The sequence below is a fragment of the Rhizobium cauense genome (assembly GCF_019511525.1).
Classification (GTDB): domain Bacteria; phylum Pseudomonadota; class Alphaproteobacteria; order Rhizobiales; family Rhizobiaceae; genus Rhizobium; species Rhizobium cauense.
The window spans coordinates 451,660-476,333 of sequence record NZ_JAEUAT010000001.1 but is presented as its reverse complement, the minus strand read 5'-3'; the positions used below and the strand labels follow the sequence as shown (position 1 = coordinate 476,333).

The following is a 24,674-nucleotide window of genomic DNA, read 5'->3' as shown; positions in this document are numbered from 1 at the left end:
CCCGGAGAATGACCCGCAATTGGTATAATTATGGTTAATGAAAGCCTTCGATCTTAGGTTAACGGCGACTTAACTTGCCGTTACTTGAGCCCTTCAAGTGCCGCAAGAAAAAGCGGCGAGGAAGGAAACGCCATGAACCCGCCGATCGCGATGGCAATCCCGTAGGGGATCTTCTTGGCGAGCAGTATCGAGCTTGGAATCGGCAGCCCCACAGCAAGGATGACGTTGGCCTGTGCCCGGATCATCAGGATCAATAGCGTCGCGGCACCACCGATGATGCTGACATAGACGAGAAATTCAAAGAGCGAGGGGTTGAGTCCGAACCAGAGCGATGTCGCTGCGAGCAATTTGGCATCGCCGCCGCCCATGATGTTCATGGCAAAGAGTACGAAGCAAACAACCAGAACGCAAAGCGCACCCGCAAGATGCATACCAATCACGGGCAGGGGAACGCCTGCAAAAGGCGCAAGAACAAGGAACGCCGCGATGAGGATGGCCGACGTCCTGTTCGGTATCGTCATCGTAAAAAGATCGGAGAAGGCCGCTATGGCAAGACAGAGCGGGAGGATCACGAGGATTGCAGCTACGATCATTGTCGCCACCGTGCTAAAGACAAAGGGCTCACCCGTCGGCGGGTGAGCCCATGCTCGATCGAGTTTCGGCACTCGCCCGCGTATTATTCCTGGGTTTGCTCGGCTGCCTTCGTCGCGGCATCGTCCATCTTGCCGGAGATACCGACGAAGACGTTGTTCAATTTGCTGCCCAGGGTCGTCGCGCCGGTGATCAGGGCTACGGAAATGAGGGCGGCGATCAGGCCGTATTCAATTGCGGTCGCGCCGGATTCGTCCTTGAGAAAACGGCTAACAAGTTTGGTCATGGTAAACTCCTAACTCCAGTTGATGTTCAGCACGTCCGCCAACTGTTGCCGTTGATCGGATTGCCACAATTTAGCGCGGGCCTGTTTCCATCAACTTAAAGAGTTGGGTTACCGCTTGGTAAACGCCAACCGACGCTTGCGAATGGTAAGTATTTTCTTGAAGTGTTGTTTAAAATGCGAGACAGGCACTGTGAATCGCTGTAGTAATAGGATCCTCGGACGTCCACCAATACCGGCCCTTTTGTGTTTTGCGCTGAAAAGAGTGGCCCAGAAGCACACATGATGTCTCTATACTGGACGCAGCGTCTTATTTCCGGGCGGATCTAAGCGGCATTAAAGCTTCGTTCACCATTTTTTCTCATGGTACTTGGCAAAAATCGCCGCAACCCTTGAAAGAGAGCCAACATGTCGCCGAGTGGCAAGACGATCGTCCTAGCCGCCTTTCTCGCCGCCCTCGGCCTTTGTGAAACCGCGTACGCCCAGCAGAACATACTGCGGGTCTACATGGATCAGGCGCGCGTTCTGAAGCTTGATCGCCCCGTCAGCAAAGTCATCGTCGGCAACGCCAAGGTTGCCGATGCGACCGTTGCCGACGCCAAGACGATCGTTCTGACCGGGCGCAGCTTTGGGACGACCAACCTCGTGCTGCTCGATGCGGATGGCAATGCCATCCTTGACGAGAGCATCCTGGTGTCGATTGACGAGGCGAATACCGTTCGCGTCTTCCGCCAGACGGAACGTTCGGTCCTGTCATGCACCCCGAATTGCGAGCAGCACAACCAGCAGGATGCTGCGGCCGCCAGCGAGTGATCGCCGCAAGATCCGGTTTGCGCCTCCCGAACCGGTTTGAAACGGAAAATCAACGATCGCGCTCTACAAGAATGTAGTCGAAGTTGTCCCGGATGCAGGCCATGAAGAAAATGGAACAAGCGGCGGACGTGGCCTGCCGCCCTCATCGGCGCACGAGGCTACGACTAATCGCATTTTCGCGCTCGCGTGACGGCGCGGCCGCCATTGAATTTGCGCTCCTTGCGATCCCCTATTTCCTTGTCGTTTTTGCGATCATCGAGACGTTCATTGCCTTCGCGGGCGAGCAACTCGTATCAAATGCGGTGGATACGATGAGCCGCAAGATGCGGACGGGGCAGATCACGCCGACGAACACGAATGTCACTGCCTTTAGAACCGAGTTCTGCAACGAGATCTCGATCCTGATAAAGTGCTCGAAAATGGAAGTGGCGACGCCAAGCAAGCTGTTTGTCGACGTGCGGAACTTTGCCACCTTTGCAGCCATTCCAACGACGATACCGAGGACGTCGACCGCCGCTTACGCCGATATCAAGACGTCCGACTTCAAGTATCTTCCCGGCGGCTCGGGGACGATCAACATGGTACGGGCCTACTACCGCTGGCAGGTCATCACAGACCTGATACGGCCGTACATCACGAGCGTCCGTCCCACCGACGGGTCCTCATCCTACTTCCTGATCGTCGCAACCTCAGCTTTCCAGAACGAGCAATACTGATGGCAGGTCGTGGTGTACTGATACGCCTTCACCGGCTTTCAAAGCGCTTCATCGGCGATCGCCAGGGCGTCGGTGCGATCGAGTTTGCGATCCTCTTCCCTATCCTGGTGATGCTCTACATCGGCGCGTTCGAAATCACGATCGGCCTCAGCATCAGCAAGCGTGCGAGTCGGGCGGCCGGTACGATCACCGATATCGTGACGCAGCAGAAAAGCGTAACCAAGTCCTGGCTCGCCGATATGCCGTCCGTCGCCAACGCGGTGTTCGTACCCTATGGTTCGACCGACCTTACGGTTAAGGTCACGGGTATCGCTCTGGATGGGACCGCGACCCCGAAGGTTGCATGGTCCTGGGCGCAGGATGGAAGTCGTCCCTATGCCGTGAATTCCGCGGCAACGGTGCCGACCGAAATGAGGAAGGCCAACACCTTCCTGGTGCGTACCGAACTCAGCATACCCTACAAGCTGTTCCTCTTCGCACCGAACCTCGTGCCGAACAACAGCACGATCACCATCAGCCGCAGCTACTTCTATCTTCCCCGCGCGAGCGATACGGTCACCTGCGGCGATTGCTGACGCCACCTCATGCTGGTTTTTTTGCCAAGCGTGCTCAGCCGATATAAGGCTTGAGCAACCGCGGTCCGATGTTTGGGCCGTCAGTCCTTTGTTGCTGGGTGGAGCATGGCGCGAGCCTTTCTTTTTGTTCTGGATTCTTTTGGCGTCGGCGGTGCGCCGGATGCGGCCGCCTATGGCGACGAGGGAGCTGATACGCTCGGCCACATCGCGGAATACTGTGCGGCGGGCGCCGGCGATCGCGAGGGATTGCGTTCGGGCCCCCTGCAGCTACCCAACATGTCTGCCCTTGGTCTGGTTCATCTCGCCAAGGCAGCATCTGGACATTTCCCGGCCGGGATGCCTGTGCCCGAAAAGACCTACGCGATGTACGGTTCGGCCAGCGAAATTTCACGCGGCAAGGACACTCCGTCCGGTCACTGGGAGATCGCCGGAACGCCGGTCACCTTCGACTGGGGCTACTTTCCGACCGAAGGCGACGCCTTTCCGCCGCAGCTCGTCGAGGCGCTCTGCAGTGCGGCTGACGTCCCCGGCATCCTCGGGAATTGCCACGCCTCCGGCACCGACATCATTGCGCGCCACGGTGAGGAGCATATCCGCACCGGCAAGCCGATCTGCTACACCTCGTCCGACTCCGTCTTCCAGGTCGCCGCGCATGAGACGCATTTCGGCCTCGACAGGCTGATGACTTTCTGCGCGATCGCCCGCGCGCTTCTGGACCACTACAACATCGGCCGCGTCATCGCGCGACCGTTCATTGGAGAAACCGCCTCCAGGTTTGAGCGCACCGGAAATCGCCGCGACTTCTCGGTGCCGCCGCCGGAGCCGACGCTTCTCGACCGGCTGGTCAAGGAGGGTCGAAAGGTCCATGCCATTGGCAAGATCGGCGACATCTTTGCGCATAAGGGGGTATCCCGGGTCATTAAGGCCAATGGCAACGAGGCCCTGATGGATGCTAGCCTTGCGGCTATGGATACCGCCGAGGATGGCGAGCTGGTTTTCACCAATTTTGTCGATTTCGACATGGTGTACGGCCATCGTCGGGATGTGGCTGGCTACGCTGCCGCTCTCGAGGCCTTTGATGCCCGGTTGCCCGAGGTCGGCGGCAAGCTGAAACCCGGTGATCTCGTCATCCTGACCGCCGACCACGGCTGCGATCCGACATGGCGCGGAACGGATCACACGCGCGAACGTGTGCCGATCATTGCCTACGGGCCAGGGCTTCGTTCTCGCGATATAGGCATTCGCGCCACCTATGCGGATATCGGCGAGACGATTGCTCGCCATCTTCGCATCCCGGCGGGCGCGCACGGGAGAAGTTTTCTATGACATCGCATTTGAAGAAGGTCGAGCTGCACTGCCATCTGGAAGGTGCGGCACCACCGGCGCTCACTTTGGCTCAGGCGCGCAAGTACAATATCGACATCAGCCCCTACCTCGCTGACGGCACCTATGTCTGGCATGACTTTGCCAGTTTCCTGGAGTGCTACGACAAGGTCTCCGAGGTCTACAAGACCGAAGAAGACTATGCGCTGTTGACCGAAACCTATCTCGATGAGCTTGCGGGAATCGGCACGATCTACAGCGAGCTGATCGTTTCTCCCGATCACGGCAAGCGAATCGGGCTTGGTGCGGACGCTTACATCGAGGGCGTTTGCGAAGGTATTCGTCGCGCAAGGGCAACGAGCGGCATCGAGGCGCGCCTGATCGTCACCGGCGAGCGCCACTTCGGTCCGGAGAGTGTCATAGGTGCCGCCGAATATGCAGCTAAGGCTAAGAACCCGCTGATCACAGGATTTAACCTTGCGGGCGAGGAGCGGATGGGTCGCGTAGCTGACTACGCCCGCGCCTTCGACATCGCGCGCGATGCGGGTCTTGGTCTCACCATCCACGCTGGCGAGGTGTGCGGCGCCTTCAGCGTTGCCGATGCGCTTGATGTCGTCAGGCCTTCTCGCATCGGCCATGGTGTGCGTGCGATCGAGGACCAGGATCTCGTCAAGCGGCTCGCCGATCTCGGAACGGTGCTTGAAGTATGTCCTGGCTCCAATATTGCGTTGAAGGTCTTTGACGATTTCGCCTCGCACCCGCTGCGAAAGCTCAAAGAGGCTGGTGTCCGCGTGACCATCAGTTCCGACGACCCGCCATTCTTCCACACATCGCTGAAGCGTGAGTACGAGCTGGCCGAAGACGCCTTCGGCTTCAGTGACGCCGCGATCGATGAGATGACCCGAACCGGGATTGAGGCGGCCTTCGTCGACGAGCCGACGCGCCAGGCGCTTTTTGCCCGGATGTAATGCATCCGACCCTGGGGATCGATGCTGCAAAATAGCCTCCGCTCTTGCGGTGGAGGCAATTTCCATGGAAGAAACATCCGATAAGAACAACGATAGGAAGGGCTCTGGCCATGGACGGCGTAACGGTCATCGATCACCCGCTTGTGCAGCACAAACTCACGATCATGCGGCGTAAGGAGACATCGACCGGAAGTTTCCGTCGGCTTCTGCGCGAAATCTCCACGCTGCTCTGCTACGAAGTGACCCGCGATCTGGAGCTCACGATGGAAACCATCGAGACGCCGCTGCAGACGATCCAGTCGCCGATCCTCGAAGGCAAGAAGCTCGTCTTCGCCTCGATCCTCCGCGCTGGCAACGGTCTGCTTGAGGGCATGCTCGATCTCGTACCGTCGGCACGCGTTTCTCATATCGGCGTCTACCGCGATCATGAGACGCTGCAGCCGGTCGAATATTACTTTAAGGCGCCGGAGGATATCTCGGAGCGCCTGATCATCGTGGTCGACCCGATGCTTGCCACCGGCAACTCGTCGATCGCGGCGATCGACAAGCTCAAGGAACGCGGCGCCCACAACATTCGCTTCCTCTGCCTCCTCGCAGCACCCGAAGGCATCAAGAATTTCCGCGAAGCGCATCCTGATGTGCCCGTCTTCACCGCCTCCATCGACAGCCACCTGAACGAGAAGGGCTACATCATGCCCGGCCTCGGCGATGCCGGCGACCGTATGTACGGTACCAAGTAATTTATAATCCGTTTACCAAATCGATTCAGCAAATGGCCCGGACATGCTTGCCGGGCCATTTGCTTTGCCGGCATTAGCAACTTGTCAGCAATTAAGGCGTAGGACCTGTAAGCATGGCCACGCATGACGCGGGGTTTATACAGGAAGGATTTCTGTCCCGATGCTCGTGCGTACCGTCATTTTTGCAAGCGTCGCTGCGGTGCTTGCAACGCAGATCCCAGCCCTCATGGGAAAACGCAGCAACGAAGCGGTCGCCTCGGCCAACTTCGTCACCGGCTCTGCCGGGGAACAGACTGCCCCGACACCGAACGGCGGCACCATGCGACTGCGAGCTGATGCCCAGGGGCACTATTCCGGAGATTTCAGGATCAACGGCCGGCAGGTGCAGGGCCTCATTGATACCGGCGCGACCTATGTCGCCCTGAACGAGAGTTTCGCCCGGCGCCTTGGCTACACCGGCAACCAGCTCGACTTTCGCTACTCGGTCAACACCGCCAACGGTGAGACGAAGGCTGCTCACGTGACGTTGGACCGTGTGGAAATCGGCGGCATTCGCGTGCGTGACGTGGAGGCCTTCGTGCTGAGAGACGATGCACTTTCATCGACGCTCGTCGGTATGAGCTTCCTCAAGAAGCTTGCCTCCTATTCGGTTGCGGATGGATCCCTTAGTTTGAAGCAATAGATTAGGCGCAGCGTCAGCGTCTTGATGCCTGATCGATCTGTCTTGCCTCGTCGGCCGTAAGCGCGTTCTCCCGGGTGCCGGAGACGATGATCCCGAGCACTTCGTGCTCGTCCGTGTTCTTGATGTGGCGGTCGCCGACGTACTCGCCGCGCTTGAGAACCATCACGCGGTCGCCGACAGCAAAAATGTCGACAAGGCGATGAGAAATGATGATCTGAGCGACGCCTTGTTTCTTGAGTTCCAGCATGGTCTCAAGCAGCCGTTCGGTTGCCATGACCGAAAGATTGGCAGTTGGCTCGTCGAGAATCACGACGCGCGGGTCGAAAGAGATCGCTCGGGCAATCGCAACGGACTGCTGCCGGCCACCCGACAGGCTCTCGACCTTCTGATAGACGGAATTCACGTCGACCTTGAGACGCTTCAGCACGCCGTCCGCCTCCGCATACATCTTCCGTCGATCGACGAAGGGACCCTTGAGCGGCCAGCGGCCAAGGAAGATGTTCTGACCGACGTCCATGTTCCCGCAAAGGGCGAAATCCTGATAAATCATCTCGATTCCGGCGTCGCGGCTCTCGTGTGGGCCCTTGAAGTACACCGGTCGACCGGCAACCAGGATTTCGCCGGAATCACGCTGGTAGGCACCGGTCAGGATCTTCATCAGTGTCGACTTGCCCGCCGAATTGTCCCCGACCAGCCCGAGAATTTCGCCGGGGTAGAGGGTGAGATCGACCTTGCGCAGCGCTTGCACTGCTCCGAAAGCCTTTTCGATCCCCCGCATTTCGACAATCGGCTGTAGAGGTCCCGCGTCAGCCATGGATGCGTTCTCTCGTTGGTGCGGTTGAGGTTAAACGAGCCCGCAGGCGCGCGACGAGGTTGGCTTGACGCAGCCAAATGTCGATCAGTACGGCCGCAATGAGGATGGCCCCGATGAAGACGTTGATCCAGTGCTGCGGCATGCTGAAGCCCTGCACGTTGAGCTGCAGGAGTGCTCGGATGAGCGTGATGACGGCGGCGCCGGCAAGCGAGCCGATCATCGTGCCGTAGCCACCGAAGATCGACCCACCGCCGATGATGACCGAGGCGATGGCGTCAAGCTCGCGAAACTGACCGGCTACGGGATTGAAGCTGCGGAAATAAGCGACGTTGATGATCCCGGCCATCGTCGCGCAGAGGGCGGCAAGCATCAGTGAAATGAAGCGCACACGGTTTGTATTGATGCCGGCATAGGCCGCAGCGCGCACGTTGCCGCCTGTGGCGCAAACCTTCAGTCCAAATGGAGTATAGGCAAGCACGATACCGGCGACGAGGGCGACGAAGAACATGAAGATCGTCTGTATGCTGACCACTTCGGCCAGTGTGCGAATGATCCCTGCCGGCAGTGACAGGCCGAAATGCAGGAGAACGTCATTCACCTTGCGGCCAAGCAGATTGTAGCCTTCGGACCAACCGGTCAGTTGCTGGCCGGCGACAAACCAGGCGGCGAGCCCGCGGGCAATGTAGAACATGCCGAGTGTGGCAATGAAGGCGGGCAGCTTGAAGCCGACGGTGACGACGGCGTTGACAAGGCCGGCCGCCGTCCCCGCAAGCAGGCCCATCGCGACCGCCGTGAAGGGGTCGGCACCCAACACCTTCAGAAAGTAGGCCGCGGTGCTGCCCGCAAGCGCAAGCACGGCGCCAACAGAGAGGTCGATGTCGCCAGCCACAATGACATAGGTCAGACCGACGGCAATGAGGGCCAGTTCCGTGTAGTTAAGCAGGATCGCGAAGGTGTTTGGCAGGTTCCACCAATAGTCCGGCCGTAGCGCCAGGCCCGTCAGCCACAACACCGCTGTCAGGATGATTGCCAGCGCGTCGCGACGCGCGAGGAACTTGCCGAGCCTGGTCGTCGAGAGGGCCATGTCGGTTGCCACGGCACCCTTCGTCTGCACTCCTTCCAGGGCGACGCCGCCGATCTCATAGGTCGGGGGTGGCGGTTGCCCGCGCAGCCAAGCCCAGAGCCGGTTCGCGATCTGGCGGCGGATGAGGACGGGCTCGATGAGCACCGCCGTGACAAGAAGGAGTCCCAGGAAAACCAGCACGGCGCCGGCGGGCAGAGTGAATCTCGCGCCGACTGCTACGCTCTCCCCGTCGATAACGACGGTGCGTGTGATCGGCCAGCCTTCGCGCAGCACCTTGTCGATCAGCACGACGGCTGCAGCACCAAGACAGGACCCGATAACGCGACCGCGCCCGCCGAGGATCGATGCACCGCCGATGACGACGGATGCGATGACGGTGAGTTCCCAGCTGACCCCGTAGAGAGGAGTGACACCCTTGTCCTGTGCAGCCGACAGCAGAGCGGAAAGGGTCGCGCAAAGCGATGAGAGAAGGTATGCACGAATCCGCACCCAGCGCGTGCGGATGCCGGCATAGGCTGCGGCCTGCTCGTTTCCACCGGTAGCGAGGGTTTCATAACCCCAGCGGGTCTTCGCAAGCGTAAGGGCGCCGATGATCGCGACCAGAAAGAAGATCGCGATCTGGTTGTTGAAGCCGAGTGAGTTGATCTCGCCGAGATGAAAGAAGAGGGGGTACTCCGCTGCTTTCCCGGAGTAGTAGATCGCCTGACCGTGGGTAAGGGCAAGGACAAAGCCTCGGCCGACGAATAGCATCGTCAGCGTTGCGATGAAGGCCGGCACCTTCAGGGTTGTCACGAGGACACCGTTGACGAGACCAATCAGCGCCCCCAGCAACAGGCAGAGAATCGCGACCTCAATCACGCCAAGGTCAAGGACGTCCGACGCGAAGAGCCTCGCAAAAACCACGGCGATCAGGCCGTAGGTGGAGCCGACCGAAAGATCGAGATCCCTGTTGGCGATGACAAAGGTCATTCCGACGGCGATGATTCCAACGCGCGACGTATCACGAAGCAGCGCGTGGAGAGCCTCGGTAGAACCGAAGAAGGCCGGATTGACGAATGCACCACCGAGATAGAGCAGCACGAGGAAAATCAGCAGGCCAACCTCCCAGCCGCCGACGAGCTGAGGCGGCGCTCGGCCTAGCGATGTTGTCGTGAACGCCATGGTCTCTGCCGATCAAGCTTGCCGTGACGAGGCGGGAGGTTTGTCCTCCCGCGTCGATTTCAGCGTTTCGTGCGGTTAGTTCTCGAAGCGCTTGCCAACGTTTGCGACGGTGTCTTTCGTCACCAGTTGGGCGCGCGTATCGAGGTTGGCGGCAGCAATGCCGCGATCGATCTGCAGGTAAAGCTGCATGACAGGCCAGAAACCTTGCAGGAACGGTTGCTGTCCCAGCGAGCCGGTCAGATTACCAGCGGCGATGCCTTCTTGCTGTGCCGGACCGAGATCGAAACCAAATGCACAGAACTTGCCGGTCCGCCCCATTTGCGCAACAGCCTTTACGAGCGGTGGCGTGAAGACGTTGTTGGCCGTGAAGGCGCCAACCACGTCGCCGCGGGACTCAAACAGCGAAACGAGCGCGTTCACCGGATCGTTCGGGTTCGTGTCGATCCCGACATTTTCCGGCCCGGCATCGACCTTGAAGGCATCGAGCTTGCCGGCATCCTTCAACGTCTTGACGATGGCGTTAAAGGCGGACGTTACGCGATTGTTGACTTCGATGTTGCCCATTGCAGTCGACGACGGCAAGAGGATCGAGCCGCTGGTCGCGCCGCTGTCCAGCACGCACTTGGCAAGCGCCTCGCCACCGATTGCGGCAGCCGATGCATCCTGGCCGGTGTGACTTATGCCGCTGCGGTTCAGGATCGTTCCATCGAAGGAATTGGTTGTGGCGACCGGTATGCCTGCCGTTTCGGCCGCCTTGACGATGTCATTGTAGGCGCCGACTTGGGGCGTCGTCATGATGATGCCATCGATCGTCGGATCCTGGACGATCTGGTTCAGGATCTCGATCTCACGTGCTGGATCGTCCACTGGTGATTCCGAACCAAGCAGCAGAATCTTGGCGCCGATCATGTTGCCGGCTACGGTTGCGCCGACATAGACCGGATCGAAGAAGCCGTTGCCTGCGGTATGGGTCACGATCGCGAAGGTCAGATGACCGTCTGCCGAATGGAAGTTCTTGGTGCCAGCGGCTTCCTTGGCGGCCTCGGTAAAATCGTAGCCGCCAACCGCCTTCTCAACGCTGCCCGACTGCGCAAATACATGCGATACGCCGAGCGATAGTACCGCAGCCGATGCTGCGTACAGCAAAGTCCGCCTCATGATTAATCCTCCCTTGAGTCAAGGAAGGAAAGCCGTTCGGGCGCGCAATTTATGGAGAGTGGGGCCGAAGGCTTCCTCCCATGCGCTAATATTCTGCGCAATTCCGATGCAAGTAAACGATGAACTCATCGTAAGGGGGAATTTGTTTGTCCAATACGCATCTTTTACTTGTTAAGACCGGCAAATAGCCGTCGAAGTCGTGCCTGATCCCTTCCGAAACCTCACAGAGCCGCGACGCGGTCACACACGACTGCGGGAATCTCCCGTTGGCGTTCATCGATGCGATAGTTTGCCGACAAAGCGGCAACGGCCGCATCCGCCGAATCCGCACTTGAGGCATGGACAAGCGCGATAGGGTCGCCTCTCTCGACGCGGCTGCCAAGCGGTAGAATGCCTGAAATCCCGACACGGTGATCGATCCGATCGTCGGGATGTCGCCGTCCGCCGCCGAGATCGACAACTGTCATGCCGATTTCCCGCACGTCACAGGCGGAAAGCCAGCCGGATCGAGGCGCAGGGACGGGTTTCGTCACCGGTGCCTGGATGAGGTACTTGTCCGATCTCTCCAAAAGATCCGAAGGGCCGCCGAGCAGGTGAACCATGCGGCCGAAGCTTTCAGCCGCTCTGCCTGATGAGAGAGCGGCGGTCGCCCTCGCTTCGCCGTCCTCCAACGATGAAGCCACGCCCGATTCCACAAGCATCTCGGCCGCGAAGGCAAGCACGGCGGCCTCCAGCCGCGTGTTCTTCTTTCTGCCCTCCAGAAAATCCAGACAGTTGCGGATCTCGACCGCATTTCCTGCCGCATCGGCGAGCGGCTGGTTCATGTCGGTGATCAGGGCCGACGTTCTGACGCCCGCGCTGTTGGCAACATCGACAAGTGCGCGGGCCAACATCTCGGCATCCTTGGGTTCGGCCATGAACGCGCCGGTGCCGACCTTGACGTCAAGCACAAGTGTCTGCAGGCCGGCCGCGAGTTTCTTCGAGAGGATCGAGGCGGTGATGAGGGGGATCGAGTCGACCGTGGCCGTGACGTCGCGGACGGCGTAGAGCTTGCCGTCGGCAGGCGCCAGGGAACCTGTCTGACCGATGATGGCGCAACCGACATCCTTCACGATCTTGCGGAAAAGCAAGGCGTCAGGGGTGACGTTATAGCCGGGTATGGCCTCGAGCTTGTCCAGCGTGCCGCCGGTATGGCCGAGGCCACGCCCTGAAATCATCGGAACGGCCAGCCCGCAGCCTGCCGCGATTGGTGCGAGCATCAGGGAAACATTGTCCCCGACACCGCCCGTCGAATGCTTGTCGGCGATTGGCCGGTCGATGTCTGCCCAGCTCAGCGTGTCGCCCGAGCGGGCCATCGCAAGCGTCAGCGCCACGACCTCTTCGCGCGACATGCCCTTGAACCAGACCGCCATGGCGAAGGCACCGATCTGACCTTCGGAAAGCCGGCCAGCGGCAAGGGCTGCAATGAACGATTGTATGTCCTCGTCGGAAAGCGTCCCGCCGTTTCGCTTCCGGCGGATGATTTCCTGCGGGATCATGTCAATAGCTCGAAGCGGCGGCGGGCGTGGATTGCGTTCCGCCGAGGACTGCAAGGATGTCGTCGAGCAATCCGGAAGCCCCGAAACGGAAGGTCGATGGCATCGGCCAATCCGGCGCCATAATCGTCTCCGCAAGGCTCAGATAGAGGGCAGCGTCGGCTACCGAGCCGATGCCACCCGCCGGCTTGAAGCCGACCTTGCGGCCGCTCTGACGGATGACCCTCAACATGATGTCGGCCGCTTCCAACGTGGCATTGACCGAGACTTTGCCGGTGGACGTCTTGATGAAATCGGCGCCGGCCTCGATGGCGAGTTCGGAGGCGCGCTGGATCAGCGCCGCATCCTTGATCTCGCCGGTCTCGAGAATAACCTTCAGAAGAACCGGATCCTTGCATTCCGCGCGAACTGCCGCGACCATCTCGGTCACAGCCTTGGCGCTGCCCGTCATGAACTTGCGATAGGGGATGACAAGGTCGATTTCATCAGCCCCGTCGGCGATTGCCTCGCGGGTTTCCGCGGCGACATCAGCGACCTCCATTTCCCCCGAAGGGAAATTGACGACGGTCGCAATGCGCACCGGATGGGCCGTTCCCAATATGGCGCGAGCGCGGGCGACGAAGCGCGGCCAGATGCAGATCGCTGCCGTGTTGCCATAGGGCGTCTGGGCGCGGGCGCAGAGCGCGTCGATCTGCGCTTCCGTGCAGTCGTCCTTGAGGTTTGTCAGATCGAGGAGAGAAAGGGCGACGGCGGCCGTCTCCTTGCTGGAATGACTGGTCATTGTTCGCGTTCTCCTGCAATCATTTCTTTCAATATGGCGGCGAGGCGGGCGCCGCCGATCGGAGCCATATCCTTGGTCTCCTCATGGCTCAGTTCGCCGCCGGTCATGCCAGCTCCATAGTTGGTGATAACGGACGCTGCCGCAACCCTTAAGCCAAGCATTCGCGCGATAATGACCTCAGGCACGGTCGACATTCCGACAGCATCTGCGCCGAGAATTCGCGCCATCCGAATTTCAGCCGGCGTTTCGAAACTTGGGCCGGAGAACCACATATAGACGCCCTGCGACAAGGGGATGCCGAGCGTCTCGGCGGCCTTGCGCATCCTGTCGGCAAGGCCCGCATCGTAGGCGCTGGTCATGCCGACGAAACGGTGGTCGCTTTCCTCGCCGATCAGCGGATTCATGCCGGAATAGTTTATGTGGTCAGTGATCTGCATCACCGAGCCGGGCGGGATGTCGTCTCGGAGCGACCCTGCGGAATTGGTGAGGATCAAAGCCTCGATGCCAAGGCCTTTGAGAGCTTCGATTGGCAGTCGCATCGCGCCGGCATCGCCCTTTTCATAGAAGTGCACGCGACCGGACAGCATGATGACGGGCACATCGCCGAGCGAACCGGCAACCACCTCTCCGGCATGACCCGAAACAGCACTGACCGGGAAGCCCGGCAGGTCATGATAAGGGATGCGTTGCGCGTCCTTCAGTTCGCCGACCAGCGAGCCGAGGCCGGAACCAAGCACAATGCCTACGCGCGGCGAAAGACCGCCGAGCTTGCCGGCAAGCACGTCGAGAGCGGCGCTCATCCGAGTTCGGTCTCGAAGCTGAACGGCAAGAGTTCTTCCATGGTCATCGTCTTCTTCACACCGACCTCATCGCAGAGATAGATCTTCGTGTCCTTAGATGCGAACTCCGAGATCTTCTGCCGGCAGCCGCCGCAGGGTGGGCAAAGCGCCAGCTTCTCGGCGATCACGGCCATCTCGACGATCTTCTTGGCGCCGCCCATGATCATGGCGCTGATCGCCGTCGGTTCCGCGCACCAACCCTGCGGGAAAGACAGGTTCTCGATATTGGCGCCGGTATAGACCTTGCCGTCCTCGGCGCGGATCGCCGCGCCGACCGGGAATTTCGAATAGGGAGCATGCGCGAAAGCCATGGCGCCGCGCGCGGCCTCGAAAAGATCGTGGGACATGTTCTCAACGTTCCTTCGTATAGGGTACACCACCCGCCTTCGGCGGGATCGCGACGCCGATGAAACCGGCGAGCAGGATGCAGGTAAGGATATAGGGCAGAGCCTGGAAGATCTGCACCGGCACTTCGCCGATCAGGGGCACCTGCTTGCCCTGCATGAAGTTTGCCAGCGCATCAAGGAAACCGAAGAGCAGGCAGGCGAACATGACGGGCACCGGCTTCCACTTTGCAAAGACCAGCGCCGCAAGCGCGATATAGCCCTTGCCGGCCGACATATCCTTGATGAAGGCCGCCGACTGCGCGATCGCAAGATAGGTTCCGGAGAAGCCACAGAGGATGCCTGCGCACATGACGGCGCGATAGCGCAGCCAGCTCACCGAAATCCCGGCCGTATCGACGGCGCCCGGATTCTCGCCGACGGCGCGCAGGCGCAGGCCGAAGCGGGTGCGGTAAAGAATCCACCAGGAAAGCGGAACCGCCAGGAAAGCGAGATAAGTCAGGATGTTGTTGCCTGAGATCACATTGGCGTAGAGCGGACCGATGACCGGAACGTCACGCATCGCATCTGCGCCGGGCAGCACGATCGGCGCAAAGCGCGCATCCGCAGCCAGCTGCGGCGTGCGTCCACCCTGGCCGAACCAGGCGCCACCGAGAACGATGGTGATACCGGCGATGAAGAAGTTGATCGCGACGCCCGAGATGATCTGGTTGCCGCGATTGGTGATCGAGGCAAAGCCATGCACGAGGCTGAGCGCCACCGAGCAGATGATGCCGGCACCGAGGCCAAGCCACGCGGATCCCGTGAGATAAGCAACGCAAGCGGCCGCAAAGGCTGAGCCGAGCATTTTGCCCTCGAGGCCGATATCGAAGATGCCGGCCCGTTCAGAAAAAAGACCCGCCAGCGCGGTGAAGATCAGCGGGATCGACAGGCGGATCGTTGAGCTCAGGACGCTGGTGAAGATGTCATAGTAATCCATCGTCCGTTCCCCTCACGCGGCCTTGAATTGTTGGTAGATGCGAACCATCGCGGGACGGAACATGTATTCCAGCGCGCCGGCGAACAGGATGACCAGACCCTGGATGACCATGATCATTTCGCGGGTAATGGCCGGCATGTCGAAAGAAATTGCGTCACCGCCCGCGTAGAGAATGCCGAACAGGATGCCCGAGAGCACGATACCGACGGGATGGTTGCGGCCCATCAGCGACACGGCGATGCCGACGAAGCCGGCCCCGCCGACGAACTCGACCTGCAGGCGGGCCGACGAGCCCATGACCGGGTTGAGCGCCATCATGCCGGCGAGCGCGCCTGACAGCAGCATGGCGATCATCACGGTGCGCGCATAGGGAATGCCGGCATAGGCGGCGGCACTCGGGCTGACGCCAAGCGTGCGCATTTCGAAGCCGAGCTTCGTGCGCCAGATCAGCAGCCAGACGAACCAGGCCGCGAAGAGCGCGATGATGAACGAGACGTTCAAAGGTGCAGCACCAAGCTTGGCGCCGAACAGGTTCATCAACCAGCCGAGCTTCGGCAGCTGACCGCCTTCAAGGAAGGTCCGGGTTTCCGGCGCCATCTTGCCGGGTACGATCAGTACATGCACCAAGAGGTACACCATCAATGCCGCCCCGATGTAGTTGAACATGATCGTGGTAATGACGATGTGGCTGCCGCGTTTCGCCTGCAGGAAGGCGGGGATGAACGCCCAGGCCGCACCAAACAGGCCGGCACCGACGACCGCAACTGGCATCGTGACATACCACGGCACATAGTGGTCGAGCGCCAGCGCCACCAGTGCGCAGCCGAGGCCACCGAGATAGGCCTGGCCTTCCGAGCCGATGTTGAACAGGCCGGCATGAATAGCGACAGCAACGGAGAGACCGGTGAAGATGAAGCTCGTCGCATAATAGAGCGTGAAGCCGATGCCTTCGCCGCTGCCGAGTGCGCCTTCGATCAGCAGCGACAGGGCGGCAAGCGGGCTCTCCCCGATCAGCCAGACGACGAAGCCGGAGATCACGAAAGCGACTAAGAGATTCAACAGCGGAATGAGCCCGTAGTTGATCCAGTTTGGAAGTGGAACGGAAGCAGTGCTCATCAAGGCCTCACGCGGCAATGCCGGCCATCATCAGGCCGAGGGTCTGTTCACCGGCATCGGGCGTCTTCTCGCCGACAACGTGGCCGGCAAACATGACAAGGATACGGTCTGAAAGGGCGCGGATTTCGTCGAGTTCGACGGAGACGAGCAGGATCGCCTTGCCGGCGTCGCGCATCTCGATGATCCGGCGGTGAATGAATTCGATGGCGCCGATGTCGACGCCACGCGTCGGCTGGCCGATGATCAGAGCCGTCGGATCGCGTTCGATCTCGCGGGCCACGACGATCTTCTGCTGGTTGCCGCCGGAAAAGTTCGCCGTCTTCAGCCGTGGGTTCGGCGGACGAATGTCGTATTTCTCGATCTTCTCCATGGCGTCCTTGCGAATCGCGTCGAGATCGAGCAGCGGGCCCTTGCTGTAGCCGGGATTGCGATGATAGCCGAGAACGGAATTCTCGTATTCCTCGAATTTCAGCACCAACCCCATGTGATGCCGGTCTTCCGGAATATGGGCGAGACCAAGCTCGCGCAGCCGCGCCGGATCGGCCTTGTCGATCGGCTGGCCATCGAGGAAAATCTCGCCGGAATGCGGCTTGCGAATGCCCGCAATCGCTTCCAGCAGCTCGGATTGCCCGTTGCCGGCGACGCCTGCAATGCCGACGATCTCGCCGGCGCGGACATCGAAGGACACGTTGTCGACCATGGTGACGCCGCGGTTGTCCTTAACGGTAAGGTTGCGGGCCGACAGGATCACCTTGCCCGGATTGGCTTCACCCTTCTGCACGCGCAGCAATACGCGGCGGCCGACCATCAGTTCGGCAAGCTCCTCGACGGTCGTTTCGGATGTCTTGCGGGTTGCGACCATCTCGCCGCGGCGCATGACGGACACCGTGTCGGTGATCGCCATGATCTCGCGCAGCTTGTGGGTGATCAGAATGACCGTCTTGCCCTGGTCGCGCAGAACGCCAAGGATCTTGAAAAGGTGATCCGCCTCGGCAGGCGTCAGCACGCCCGTCGGCTCGTCGAGGATCAGGATCTCGGCGCCGCGGTACATGGCTTTTAGAATTTCCACACGCTGCTGCAGCCCGACCGGAAGCTCTTCGATCAACGCATCGGGATTGACCTCGAGGCCGTAGTCCTTCTCCAGACGGCGCAGCTCGGCGCGCGCGGAAGAAACACCCTTGGCCAGCAGCGCGCCGCCTTCGGCACCGAGCATGATGTTTTCGAGTACCGTGAAATTGTCGACCAGCATGAAGTGCTGGTGCACCATCCCGATCCCGGCCGCGATCGCAGCCTGGCTGTCCTTGATGGTGACCGGGTTGCCGTTGACACGAATCTCGCCGCTGTCGGCATGGTAGAAACCATAAATGATCGACATCAAGGTCGATTTGCCGGCACCGTTTTCCCCGATGATGCCGTGAATCGTGCCCTTGGCAACGGTAAGATTGATGTCCTTGTTGGCGTGAACGGCACCGAATTTCTTGTCGATGCCCACAAGTTCAATAGCGGGCGTGTCTGTCACAGCAGGCTCCAAATATGAAAAGGGCGTATGACGGAGCAACTCCGCCATACGCCCGTCTCAGTCACGGATCACTTCGGGCAAGCGTTGTCCGTCGTGTAGTCGTGAACCTTGATGGTTCCCGCGATGATGCCTTCCTTGGCCTTGTCGAGCGCAGCCTGCATCTCAGGAGTGATCAGGGCCTTGTTGTTGTCGTCGATGGCAGCGGCAACGCCGTCTTCCTTGACGCCGAGCGCAAGCACGCCGGCCGTGAACTTGTCGGCCTTGACGTCGCTGAAGCCGTTGTAGACAGCGAGGTCAACGCGCTTGACCATCGACGTCAGGACGGAGCCCGGGTGAAGGTGGTTCTGGTTGCTGTCGACACCGATCGAGAGCTTCTTGTTGTCGGCGGCCGTCTGCAGGACGCCGAGGCCGGTCGCACCAGCTGCCGCGTAGATAACATCGGCACCCTGATCGATCTGGTTCTTGGTGAGCTCGCCACCGCGGACCGGGTCATTCCAAGCAGCACCTGTCGTGCCGGTCATGTTCTGGAACACTTCGACATCGGCCTTGACCGAGCGCGCGCCCTGCTCGTAGCCGCATTCGAACTTGCGGATCAGCGGGATGTCCATGCCGCCCACGAAACCGACCTTGCCGGTCTTGGAAGCGAGGCCTGCCAGCGTGCCGACGAGGAAGGAGCCTTCTTCTTCCTTGTAGACGACGGAGCGGACGTTCGGCTTGTCGACGACGGCGTCAACGATCACGAACTTCGTGTCGGGGAATTCGGCTGCGACCTTCTCGATGGCCGAGGTCCAGGCGAAGGACACGGCGATAACCGGGTTGAAGCCGCGGCTTGCGAAGTTGCGGATAGCCTGCTCGCCCTGGGTGTCGCCAGTCGGCTCGAAGTCGCGATAAGCGATGCCGGTTTCGGTCTTGAACTTTTCGGCGCCATTGAAGGCTGCTTCGTTAAAAGACTTATCGAACTTCCCGCCGGTACCGTAAACGAGCGCCGGCTTGACGTCGGCGGCGAGCGCCGTCGTGGACATGGCAGCCACGGCCAGGAGAGTCAGAAGGGATTTTTTCATGAGTTGCAGCCCTATTTGTTTCTAATTGTTTGGGTCCTCCCGCAAGCCGTTTAGGCATGTCTGCGGAACCACCGACCTCCCCCCGGAGGCCTGGCTGGGCGCATCCTTGCATGGCTCAAAAAAAAATTCACGAGAAATTTTTCGGCTGGTAAAAATTTGCCGCAATTGCCAAAAATCAGCTCAGACGGGCTGAATTTTGCACAAAATCGTCGGCAGGTTGCGATTTTTCTAGTCAGATCGGCAGCGACGGCCGGTGAATTATGATCTCTGACGCCAGGCCGGATATATCCGGGTAACGCCATCCTTATGCGGCAAAGCGGCCGGCCACTGGCTGCTTCTTGTAGCCCGCCATCCACAACAATAGCGACAGCACCAGAAACACGGCGAAGGCCGGCTGGAGCATCAGCCACCGGAAGGCGAGGGTATAGAAGCGTGGGTGGATATAATAGGCGATGGTCGATTGCAGGCTTTCCAGCGAGGACGGGCTCAGATCCTGCCACGCGTCGCCCATTGGCGTTATGACCACGGAGGAGGCGGCAACGGACTGAATTGAATCGATCGTTCCGGCAATCACGGCAACAGCCAGCGCAACAAGACTCGCCAAACGCAAAAGGAAACGCATCGAACTCTCCGGCCATCAAATGCGCCGGGCTCCTGCCCGGCCAGCCGCGCCATTTTCCACCTGTAATAAAAGATAGCTACAGGTCAGCGGAACTGCAATGGAGGGCTTGGCCGCACTTTTACCGGAAGAAGTCAAAAAACTGTTAGATTTGGGTTGATCGGCGAAAATTCATCGGTATATATCGCGGCCGTTCCGACGATTTGCATCTTCGCCGATGCAGACCGCCAAAGGACAGGTGGCCGAGTGGTTGAAGGCGCACGCCTGGAACGCGTGTGTACGTGAAAGCGTACCGAGGGTTCGAATCCCTCTCTGTCCGCCATATCTTCCACTATGTAATGATTTGCGGAGACAATTCTGTAGAGCGACGGCGGCTCCAACGCCGTCGCTCTTAGCAGGGCCAATCAGTTTCCTAGATCTCTCAAGCTTTCTTCAATGCCGCGATTGTTGTGGCTGATGTTCCACGTCCCAATGTCATCGCCCCATATGACAAGGATGTTGGGCTTGGCCTCGCCTCCACTCGGCGCCGTTGACTGTTGGGCACTGGCCGTTCTGACTGCCGGTAAGGCCGCAGCCGTTGCCGCCAGGGCTGTACTGGCCACAAGAAGGCTGCGTCGCGTAATGGCCGATCATAGTTCGCTCCTCCTCAACATGACAGGTGCCTGTCCATTGGCAGTGAAGCGAAGTAGCCGCGCAAGTACGTTACAGTAACAATCACCGCAAGAAGGCAACAACTCGATCGTCGCTGCGGGTGCAGGCTTCCCAGAGTCTCAACCAGGCCGCGCCCTTGACATCTTCAGCCGCAAGAACAAAATAAGAACAAACGACGGAGGTTCCTATGACCCATACTGAGCAAGTCATCGCCAATGCACTCGCTGTCGTGGCCGCCAATCGCGCCGAACGAGAACGTGACACCGAACGGCGAAAGCGCGTTTTTGGAAAGATCGAGATCGGCCGCCCGCTGCCAAAGCTTCCGCACCAGCAGTTGAGCCTCGATCTGCACTAAAGTCGCCGATCACGAACGAGTTCTTTCGCGGATTCGGGTAGGGGCTGGCATAAACGAAATAAGGCCTTGCCGCTGCGGCAAGGCCTTGTCGCTCGAAACCAATTCTATGCCAAGCGGGCAAGAACGCTTGGCTGGCCTCAGCCGGCAGCCGCCGTGCTCTGCGCGCGCTTCGGCAGCTTCCAGCCGGGCCTGATGAAGTGGCAGGTGTAGCCGTTTGGAATGCGTTCCAAGTAATCCTGGTGCTCGGGCTCCGCTTCCCAGAAATCGCTGACCGGGACAACTTCCGTGACGACTTTTCCGGGCCAAAGGCCCGAGGCATTGACGTCGGCAATGGTATCTTCGGCAGTCGCCCGCTGTTGGTCGTTGGCGTAGAAGATCGCCGAGCGGTAGCTGGTGCCTATATCATTGCCCTGGCGGTTCACTGTCGTCGGGTCATGGATCTGGAAGAAAAACTCGAGGATGTCACGATAGCTGATCTTCGCGGGCTCGAACATGATCTCGATTGCTTCGGCGTGATTGCCGTGATTGCGGTAGGTGGCGTTCGCCACTTCTCCGCCGGTGTAGCCCACGCGAGTGGAGACGACGCCAGGATAGCGTCGGATGAGATCCTGCATGCCCCAGAAGCAACCGCCCGCCAGTACCGCACGCTCTACAGTCATTGGAAACGTCCTTTCAGTGAAATGATGCGCGTCAGCCATCGGCATTCGGCGCCTTGCCCCCTAAATGGGGACTGGGACCACGTTTTGCCAGTTGCTGTCCTGATAAGGTCCGATCGCGTGTGTCCAAGCTAGCGTTTCATGTCAGGGCAGATATATGGCGCCTTACCCGCCGTATAGCTGCGCTCGATGATGTCTTTCCCGGCAACAATCTGGAGCGTGAGACGATCCGAGGAGGCGGCCTTAACTTTGGCTCGGATTGTGGCTCCGTCTTCGTCCCAGGACAGCTCACTGGGAGATATTTGTTTCCAAGTTCTGAGAGCGTAGGTCTCCCAACAGGAATCGATAAGGAGCTTGCCTTTCGGTAGAAATATCATCATCGCTCCGGGAAGGCCGGACTGCGCGTTGGTTTCTATCCAGGGTGTTCCGACAAGCGGCGAGATTGCCTTCTCGGCAGCGAGGCAGGGCGTTGCGAGAAGGGCGACTGCGATCGTGCCAATCGTCGCGATAGAACGCATCGTCAAAGTTTTCTCCATGTGCGAGGAATCACGCGGCGAGCATGAACGACGATTGGGCGATAATGTGGCCAGCACCTTGCGCGGACGGGCGACGCAAGCGGCGGATGGCTCCAGTCGGAGATCGTGTCTGGCAAGGCGCAAATCAGAGGGCCGAGGTGCAGGCCAGGCCATGCCTCAACCGAAGCCAATGCGCGAATTGCGGCTAGTTCGCATTCTTCAGCTTGCGCAAAGCCGCCGCGATCCCGCGGAGGCCGGAGAATCGGTCCCATGGCCGGGGAGTGATGTCACTTCGCGACGAACGCTGGAAACATGCATCGGGATTGGCGATCAAGGTCCTCAGATTTAGTTCCCGGCGCGCCCAGAAGTAGGATCCGTCCACCGGCATCGGACCGCCTGCCGGATCTCCCGCGGGTCTGGTGATCTGAGCCTCGAGATATGCTCGCAGCCGCGGGATGGCGCGGCGATGTACCGCCACGAAATGCGTGCATCCAATCGGGCAGTCTGCCTCAACGAGTGCTGCACCAAGTGGTAGTCGGGATCGGTCGTCGACCCGCCCGCCGCCATAGAACATGTCCCAGGGATCAGCATCGAGCGTGTGGATGAGCTGTGCCATCCGTACGGAGAAATTTGTGGGGAAGCCGGCATCGTCCTCCAGGATGAGGAGCCGCTCGACTCCCTCTTGCTCGGCAGCTTTCAGCACTTCGAGATGGCTAAGGAAACACCCTCTTGCACCGATGCTTTGAAACGGGCCCTTTTCGTCTGGCTTGATCGCGTCGAACCACTGGACGTTTGCGGCGGAGAATTTCATCGCAGAGAACTGCTCAAGCAAATCCTCCCGCCTGTCGGCCCTCGAGCGAAGATTGATGATGTGAATTCGATCGAAGTATTCCAGGGGATGCATGCTCATCGCTAACCCCAAGTGGCGCGTTGCTTATGGCAAAGATGTAAATGAGGCCGTTCTGCAGCGCAATTATGCGACACCTACCCTTTACGGTGCATTCGCTGCCGCAAGTTACCTCTTCGGGGGGCGACGAGTACCGAAACCCACCGCCTAGACAAGCACCGCCTGATCCACGCGATCTTCCGTTCCGAAAAACTTCAGGTAGCGCTGAACCTCGGCCGGGTCGCCGGTCGCCTTCTGCGGATTGTCCGAGAGTTTTACGGCCGGCCGACCGTTGGCGTCGCTGACCTTGCAGACGATGGAAATCGGATTGAGGCCAGAGATCTCGGTGGGCGCACAGCCGGCGAAGTCATTGGTGAGGTTGGTGCCCCAGCCGAAGCTCATGCGCACCTTGCCTTCGAAGTGCTTGTAGGTGTCGATGATCGCGTCGACGTCGAGCCCGTCCGAGAAAATAAGCAGCTTCTGGCGCGGATCGCGGCCCATCTTCTTCCACCACTCGATGATCTTCTCGCCGCCTTCGACAGGCGGGGCACTGTCCGGCCGGAAGCCGGTCCAGTCGGCGACCCATTCGGGCGCGTCGCGTAGGAAGGCGGCGGTGCCGAAGGCATCAGGGAGAACGATCAGCAGGTTGCCGCCATAGAGCTTGTTCCAGTCGCGCAAAACCTTATACGGCGCGTTGCGCAGTTCTTCGTCGGTCTGGGCAAGGGCTGCGGCAACCATTGGCAGCTCGTGAGCGTTCGTGCCGACCGCTTCGAGATCGGAATCCATGGCGAGCAGGACGTTGCTGGTGCCGGTGAAGGCCGGACCAATGCCTTCCTTCAGCGCCTCGACACACCAGCGCTGCCACAGGAAGCTGTGGCGACGGCGCGTGCCGAAGTCGGAGATGCGCAGGCCGGGCAGCACGCGCAGGCGCTCGACCTTCTCCCACATCCGCGCCTTTGCGCGGGCATAGAGCACGTCGAGCGTGAACGGTCCGAGCGCCTTCATGGCGGAGCGGGAGCGTAGCTCGTTGATGATTGCAAGCGCCGGGATTTCCCACATTGTCGTGTCCTTCCACGATCCGTGGAAGTCCAGCACATATTGGCCATCGCGCTTCGAAAGCTCGTATTCGGGCAGCTGGAAATGTGAGAGCCAGGCCAGGAATTCCGGCTCGAAGATCTGCGCGCGCCCATAGAAGCTGTTACCGGCGAGCCAGATCATCTCCTTCTTGGAAAGGCGCAGCGAACGCGCATGATCGAGTTGCTCGCGCAACTCACCCTCGTCGATCTCTTCGGCCAAAAGCACGCGTTTGGTACGATTGATGAGCGTGAATGTCGCGTTGACGTCAGGATAGAGCTTCCAGATCATCTGCAGCATGAGCAGCTTGTAGAAGTCAGTGTCGATCAGGCTGCGAACAATCGGATCGAGCTTCCAGGTGTGATTGTATACGCGCCTTGCTATATCGGTCTTGGCCATGAACTCCGCCCATTCCCGAACCGGATAGACTGCGCCAAACCGGCGCAGGAAAACCGGCTCCTGCGCCTTCTTATCGAAAAATCAGTCGGCAAAGTCCAGCGTAAACACGCCAGCACCCGTCGGCTGACCGACGGATGCGGTGACCGCGTCGGCCCGCCCCATTATTGCTGCGCGGGCGCCGTTGGAGCCATCGTCGCGGCCGGCTGCTGTGGAGCGACCTCGTCCGATCGCTTCTCGCCCCAGATTTCGACAGGGATCCATACGATAAAGGCAAGCACCAGCGCGGCTATCAGGACCGTCAGAATCCGCTTGCCTGTGCGTCCCTGTTTCGCCTTGACGGGCGAAAACTGCTGCTCGGCGTGAAGCTTGCCATCATCTTCCCAGCGCGTTTCTGTCGGGTGAGACATGCTTTTCTCCCTTCCGATGTCGTCTCGGGA

26 protein-coding genes, 1 tRNA gene and 1 pseudogene are annotated in these 24,674 nt (G+C 59.9%); 9 read left to right on the top strand and 19 right to left on the bottom strand.

All coding sequences use genetic code 11. The features are described 5' to 3' along the window. Positions 1-80 precede the first annotated feature (80 nt). A complete protein-coding gene (locus JNB88_RS02375) occupies positions 81-593 on the bottom strand; it encodes an A24 family peptidase (protein ID WP_220354141.1) in 513 nt (170 codons plus the stop codon). Between the two features lie 83 nt (positions 594-676). Next, on the bottom strand, positions 677-877 hold the full coding sequence (locus JNB88_RS02370; RefSeq protein WP_220354140.1) for a Flp family type IVb pilin: 201 nt from the start codon (positions 875-877) through the stop codon (positions 677-679). A gap of 405 nt (positions 878-1,282) precedes the next feature. On the opposite strand from JNB88_RS02370, the gene JNB88_RS02365 reads away from it, so the two are divergent. From JNB88_RS02365 to JNB88_RS02335, 7 genes and pseudogenes are all read left to right on the top strand, one after another. Further along, positions 1,283-1,687: a pilus assembly protein N-terminal domain-containing protein gene (locus tag JNB88_RS02365; RefSeq protein WP_220354139.1), complete on the top strand. Its 405-nt coding sequence runs from the start codon at positions 1,283-1,285 to the stop codon at positions 1,685-1,687. A 101-nt stretch (positions 1,688-1,788) separates the two neighbouring features. Continuing rightward, positions 1,789-2,403, top strand: coding sequence for a TadE/TadG family type IV pilus assembly protein (locus JNB88_RS02360; protein WP_220354138.1), 615 nt, complete (start codon positions 1,789-1,791; stop codon positions 2,401-2,403). Beyond that, positions 2,403-2,978: a TadE/TadG family type IV pilus assembly protein gene (locus tag JNB88_RS02355; RefSeq protein ID WP_220354137.1), complete on the top strand. Its 576-nt coding sequence runs from the start codon at positions 2,403-2,405 to the stop codon at positions 2,976-2,978. The genes JNB88_RS02360 and JNB88_RS02355 overlap by 1 nt, the downstream gene beginning before the upstream one ends. Before the next feature lie 105 nt (positions 2,979-3,083). After that, positions 3,084-4,304: a phosphopentomutase gene (locus JNB88_RS02350; RefSeq protein WP_220354136.1), complete on the top strand. Its 1,221-nt coding sequence runs from the start codon at positions 3,084-3,086 to the stop codon at positions 4,302-4,304. Next, positions 4,301-5,269 carry an adenosine deaminase gene (locus tag JNB88_RS02345; protein WP_220354135.1) on the top strand — a complete coding sequence of 323 codons (969 nt, stop codon included), beginning with the start codon at positions 4,301-4,303 and terminating at the stop codon, positions 5,267-5,269. Before JNB88_RS02350 ends, JNB88_RS02345 begins: the two co-directional genes overlap by 4 nt. 110 nt (positions 5,270-5,379) lie before the next feature. Next, positions 5,380-6,009, top strand: coding sequence for a uracil phosphoribosyltransferase (gene upp, locus JNB88_RS02340; protein WP_037130929.1), 630 nt, complete (start codon positions 5,380-5,382; stop codon positions 6,007-6,009). A gap of 123 nt (positions 6,010-6,132) precedes the next feature. Then, positions 6,133-6,691 (top strand): annotated as a pseudogene (locus tag JNB88_RS02335) (TIGR02281 family clan AA aspartic protease). A gap of 13 nt (positions 6,692-6,704) precedes the next feature. Here the strand turns inward: JNB88_RS02335 and JNB88_RS02330 are convergent. The 12 genes from JNB88_RS02330 to JNB88_RS02275 all read right to left on the bottom strand — a co-directional run bounded on the left by JNB88_RS02330 (position 6,705) and on the right by JNB88_RS02275 (position 19,704). After that, a complete protein-coding gene (locus JNB88_RS02330; protein WP_220354133.1) occupies positions 6,705-7,505 on the bottom strand; it encodes an ATP-binding cassette domain-containing protein in 801 nt (266 codons plus the stop codon). Next, positions 7,498-9,750, bottom strand: coding sequence for an ABC transporter permease (locus tag JNB88_RS02325; protein ID WP_220354132.1), 2,253 nt, complete (start codon positions 9,748-9,750; stop codon positions 7,498-7,500). Before JNB88_RS02325 ends, JNB88_RS02330 begins: the two co-directional genes overlap by 8 nt. A 75-nt stretch (positions 9,751-9,825) precedes the next feature. Then, positions 9,826-10,908: a substrate-binding domain-containing protein gene (locus JNB88_RS02320; RefSeq protein WP_037130919.1), complete on the bottom strand. Its 1,083-nt coding sequence runs from the start codon at positions 10,906-10,908 to the stop codon at positions 9,826-9,828. Between the two features lie 221 nt (positions 10,909-11,129). Continuing rightward, on the bottom strand, positions 11,130-12,446 hold the full coding sequence (gene deoA / locus JNB88_RS02315) for a thymidine phosphorylase (protein WP_220354131.1): 1,317 nt from the start codon (positions 12,444-12,446) through the stop codon (positions 11,130-11,132). A gap of 1 nt (position 12,447) precedes the next feature. Then, entirely contained in the window at positions 12,448-13,224 is a 777-nt protein-coding gene (deoC, locus tag JNB88_RS02310) for a deoxyribose-phosphate aldolase (protein WP_113571857.1), read from the bottom strand. Then, entirely contained in the window at positions 13,221-14,024 is an 804-nt protein-coding gene (locus tag JNB88_RS02305) for a purine-nucleoside phosphorylase (protein ID WP_220354130.1), read from the bottom strand. Before JNB88_RS02305 ends, deoC begins: the two co-directional genes overlap by 4 nt. Beyond that, positions 14,021-14,410: a cytidine deaminase gene (locus JNB88_RS02300; RefSeq protein WP_220354129.1), complete on the bottom strand. Its 390-nt coding sequence runs from the start codon at positions 14,408-14,410 to the stop codon at positions 14,021-14,023. The genes JNB88_RS02305 and JNB88_RS02300 overlap by 4 nt, the downstream gene beginning before the upstream one ends. A 4-nt stretch (positions 14,411-14,414) precedes the next feature. After that, a complete protein-coding gene (locus JNB88_RS02295; protein WP_220354128.1) occupies positions 14,415-15,386 on the bottom strand; it encodes an ABC transporter permease in 972 nt (323 codons plus the stop codon). 12 nt (positions 15,387-15,398) lie between these two features. Next, positions 15,399-16,502 (bottom strand): ABC transporter permease, encoded by a 1,104-nt coding sequence (locus tag JNB88_RS02290; RefSeq protein WP_220354127.1) that lies wholly within the window; start codon positions 16,500-16,502, stop codon positions 15,399-15,401. 7 nt (positions 16,503-16,509) lie between these two features. Next, on the bottom strand, positions 16,510-18,021 hold the full coding sequence (locus JNB88_RS02285) for an ABC transporter ATP-binding protein (protein ID WP_220354126.1): 1,512 nt from the start codon (positions 18,019-18,021) through the stop codon (positions 16,510-16,512). A gap of 68 nt (positions 18,022-18,089) precedes the next feature. After that, complete coding sequence (locus JNB88_RS02280; protein ID WP_220354125.1) at positions 18,090-19,082, bottom strand: BMP family lipoprotein; 993 nt, start codon at positions 19,080-19,082, stop codon at positions 18,090-18,092. Positions 19,083-19,386: 304 nt separating this feature from the next. Continuing rightward, entirely contained in the window at positions 19,387-19,704 is a 318-nt protein-coding gene (locus tag JNB88_RS02275) for a hypothetical protein (RefSeq protein WP_220354124.1), read from the bottom strand. Positions 19,705-19,933: 229 nt separating this feature from the next. Here JNB88_RS02275 and JNB88_RS02270 point away from each other — a divergent pair. Then, a tRNA-Ser gene (locus JNB88_RS02270) sits at positions 19,934-20,023 on the top strand. A gap of 516 nt (positions 20,024-20,539) precedes the next feature. Continuing rightward, positions 20,540-20,707: a hypothetical protein gene (locus JNB88_RS02265; RefSeq protein WP_220354123.1), complete on the top strand. Its 168-nt coding sequence runs from the start codon at positions 20,540-20,542 to the stop codon at positions 20,705-20,707. A 137-nt stretch (positions 20,708-20,844) separates the two neighbouring features. Here the strand turns inward: JNB88_RS02265 and msrA are convergent, their stop codons facing one another. The 5 genes from msrA to JNB88_RS02240 all read right to left on the bottom strand — a co-directional run bounded on the left by msrA (position 20,845) and on the right by JNB88_RS02240 (position 24,644). Beyond that, a complete protein-coding gene (gene msrA / locus JNB88_RS02260; protein WP_220354122.1) occupies positions 20,845-21,366 on the bottom strand; it encodes a peptide-methionine (S)-S-oxide reductase MsrA in 522 nt (173 codons plus the stop codon). Positions 21,367-21,494: 128 nt separating this feature from the next. Then, entirely contained in the window at positions 21,495-21,881 is a 387-nt protein-coding gene (locus JNB88_RS02255) for a hypothetical protein (RefSeq protein WP_223217070.1), read from the bottom strand. A 202-nt stretch (positions 21,882-22,083) separates the two neighbouring features. Further along, a complete protein-coding gene (locus JNB88_RS02250) occupies positions 22,084-22,788 on the bottom strand; it encodes a glycosyltransferase family 25 protein (protein ID WP_220354120.1) in 705 nt (234 codons plus the stop codon). A 144-nt stretch (positions 22,789-22,932) separates the two neighbouring features. Next, positions 22,933-24,237: a nicotinate phosphoribosyltransferase gene (gene pncB / locus JNB88_RS02245; RefSeq protein ID WP_037130893.1), complete on the bottom strand. Its 1,305-nt coding sequence runs from the start codon at positions 24,235-24,237 to the stop codon at positions 22,933-22,935. A gap of 161 nt (positions 24,238-24,398) precedes the next feature. Further along, complete coding sequence (locus JNB88_RS02240; RefSeq protein WP_220354119.1) at positions 24,399-24,644, bottom strand: hypothetical protein; 246 nt, start codon at positions 24,642-24,644, stop codon at positions 24,399-24,401. Between the last annotated feature and the right edge of the window lie 30 nt (positions 24,645-24,674).

Coding starts and splice junctions, on each gene's coding strand:
- JNB88_RS02250 (WP_220354120.1), bottom strand. CDS start 22,788: ATGAGCATGCATCCCCTGGAATACTTCGATCGAATTCACATCATCAAT.
- JNB88_RS02290 (WP_220354127.1), bottom strand. CDS start 16,502: ATGAGCACTGCTTCCGTTCCACTTCCAAACTGGATCAACTACGGGCTC.
- JNB88_RS02295 (WP_220354128.1), bottom strand. CDS start 15,386: ATGGATTACTATGACATCTTCACCAGCGTCCTGAGCTCAACGATCCGC.
- JNB88_RS02355 (WP_220354137.1), top strand. CDS start 2,403: ATGGCAGGTCGTGGTGTACTGATACGCCTTCACCGGCTTTCAAAGCGC.
- deoA (WP_220354131.1), bottom strand. CDS start 12,446: ATGATCCCGCAGGAAATCATCCGCCGGAAGCGAAACGGCGGGACGCTT.
- JNB88_RS02360 (WP_220354138.1), top strand. CDS start 1,789: ATGAAGAAAATGGAACAAGCGGCGGACGTGGCCTGCCGCCCTCATCGG.
- JNB88_RS02275 (WP_220354124.1), bottom strand. CDS start 19,704: ATGCGTTTCCTTTTGCGTTTGGCGAGTCTTGTTGCGCTGGCTGTTGCC.
- JNB88_RS02265 (WP_220354123.1), top strand. CDS start 20,540: ATGACCCATACTGAGCAAGTCATCGCCAATGCACTCGCTGTCGTGGCC.
- JNB88_RS02350 (WP_220354136.1), top strand. CDS start 3,084: ATGGCGCGAGCCTTTCTTTTTGTTCTGGATTCTTTTGGCGTCGGCGGT.
- JNB88_RS02375 (WP_220354141.1), bottom strand. CDS start 593: ATGATCGTAGCTGCAATCCTCGTGATCCTCCCGCTCTGTCTTGCCATA.
- JNB88_RS02330 (WP_220354133.1), bottom strand. CDS start 7,505: ATGGCTGACGCGGGACCTCTACAGCCGATTGTCGAAATGCGGGGGATC.
- JNB88_RS02305 (WP_220354130.1), bottom strand. CDS start 14,024: ATGAGCGCCGCTCTCGACGTGCTTGCCGGCAAGCTCGGCGGTCTTTCG.
- JNB88_RS02240 (WP_220354119.1), bottom strand. CDS start 24,644: ATGTCTCACCCGACAGAAACGCGCTGGGAAGATGATGGCAAGCTTCAC.
- JNB88_RS02370 (WP_220354140.1), bottom strand. CDS start 877: ATGACCAAACTTGTTAGCCGTTTTCTCAAGGACGAATCCGGCGCGACC.
- JNB88_RS02365 (WP_220354139.1), top strand. CDS start 1,283: ATGTCGCCGAGTGGCAAGACGATCGTCCTAGCCGCCTTTCTCGCCGCC.
- msrA (WP_220354122.1), bottom strand. CDS start 21,366: ATGACTGTAGAGCGTGCGGTACTGGCGGGCGGTTGCTTCTGGGGCATG.
- deoC (WP_113571857.1), bottom strand. CDS start 13,224: ATGACCAGTCATTCCAGCAAGGAGACGGCCGCCGTCGCCCTTTCTCTC.
- pncB (WP_037130893.1), bottom strand. CDS start 24,237: ATGGCCAAGACCGATATAGCAAGGCGCGTATACAATCACACCTGGAAG.
- upp (WP_037130929.1), top strand. CDS start 5,380: ATGGACGGCGTAACGGTCATCGATCACCCGCTTGTGCAGCACAAACTC.
- JNB88_RS02300 (WP_220354129.1), bottom strand. CDS start 14,410: ATGTCCCACGATCTTTTCGAGGCCGCGCGCGGCGCCATGGCTTTCGCG.
- JNB88_RS02345 (WP_220354135.1), top strand. CDS start 4,301: ATGACATCGCATTTGAAGAAGGTCGAGCTGCACTGCCATCTGGAAGGT.
- JNB88_RS02325 (WP_220354132.1), bottom strand. CDS start 9,750: ATGGCGTTCACGACAACATCGCTAGGCCGAGCGCCGCCTCAGCTCGTC.
- JNB88_RS02320 (WP_037130919.1), bottom strand. CDS start 10,908: ATGAGGCGGACTTTGCTGTACGCAGCATCGGCTGCGGTACTATCGCTC.
- JNB88_RS02280 (WP_220354125.1), bottom strand. CDS start 19,082: ATGAAAAAATCCCTTCTGACTCTCCTGGCCGTGGCTGCCATGTCCACG.
- JNB88_RS02255 (WP_223217070.1), bottom strand. CDS start 21,881: ATGCGTTCTATCGCGACGATTGGCACGATCGCAGTCGCCCTTCTCGCA.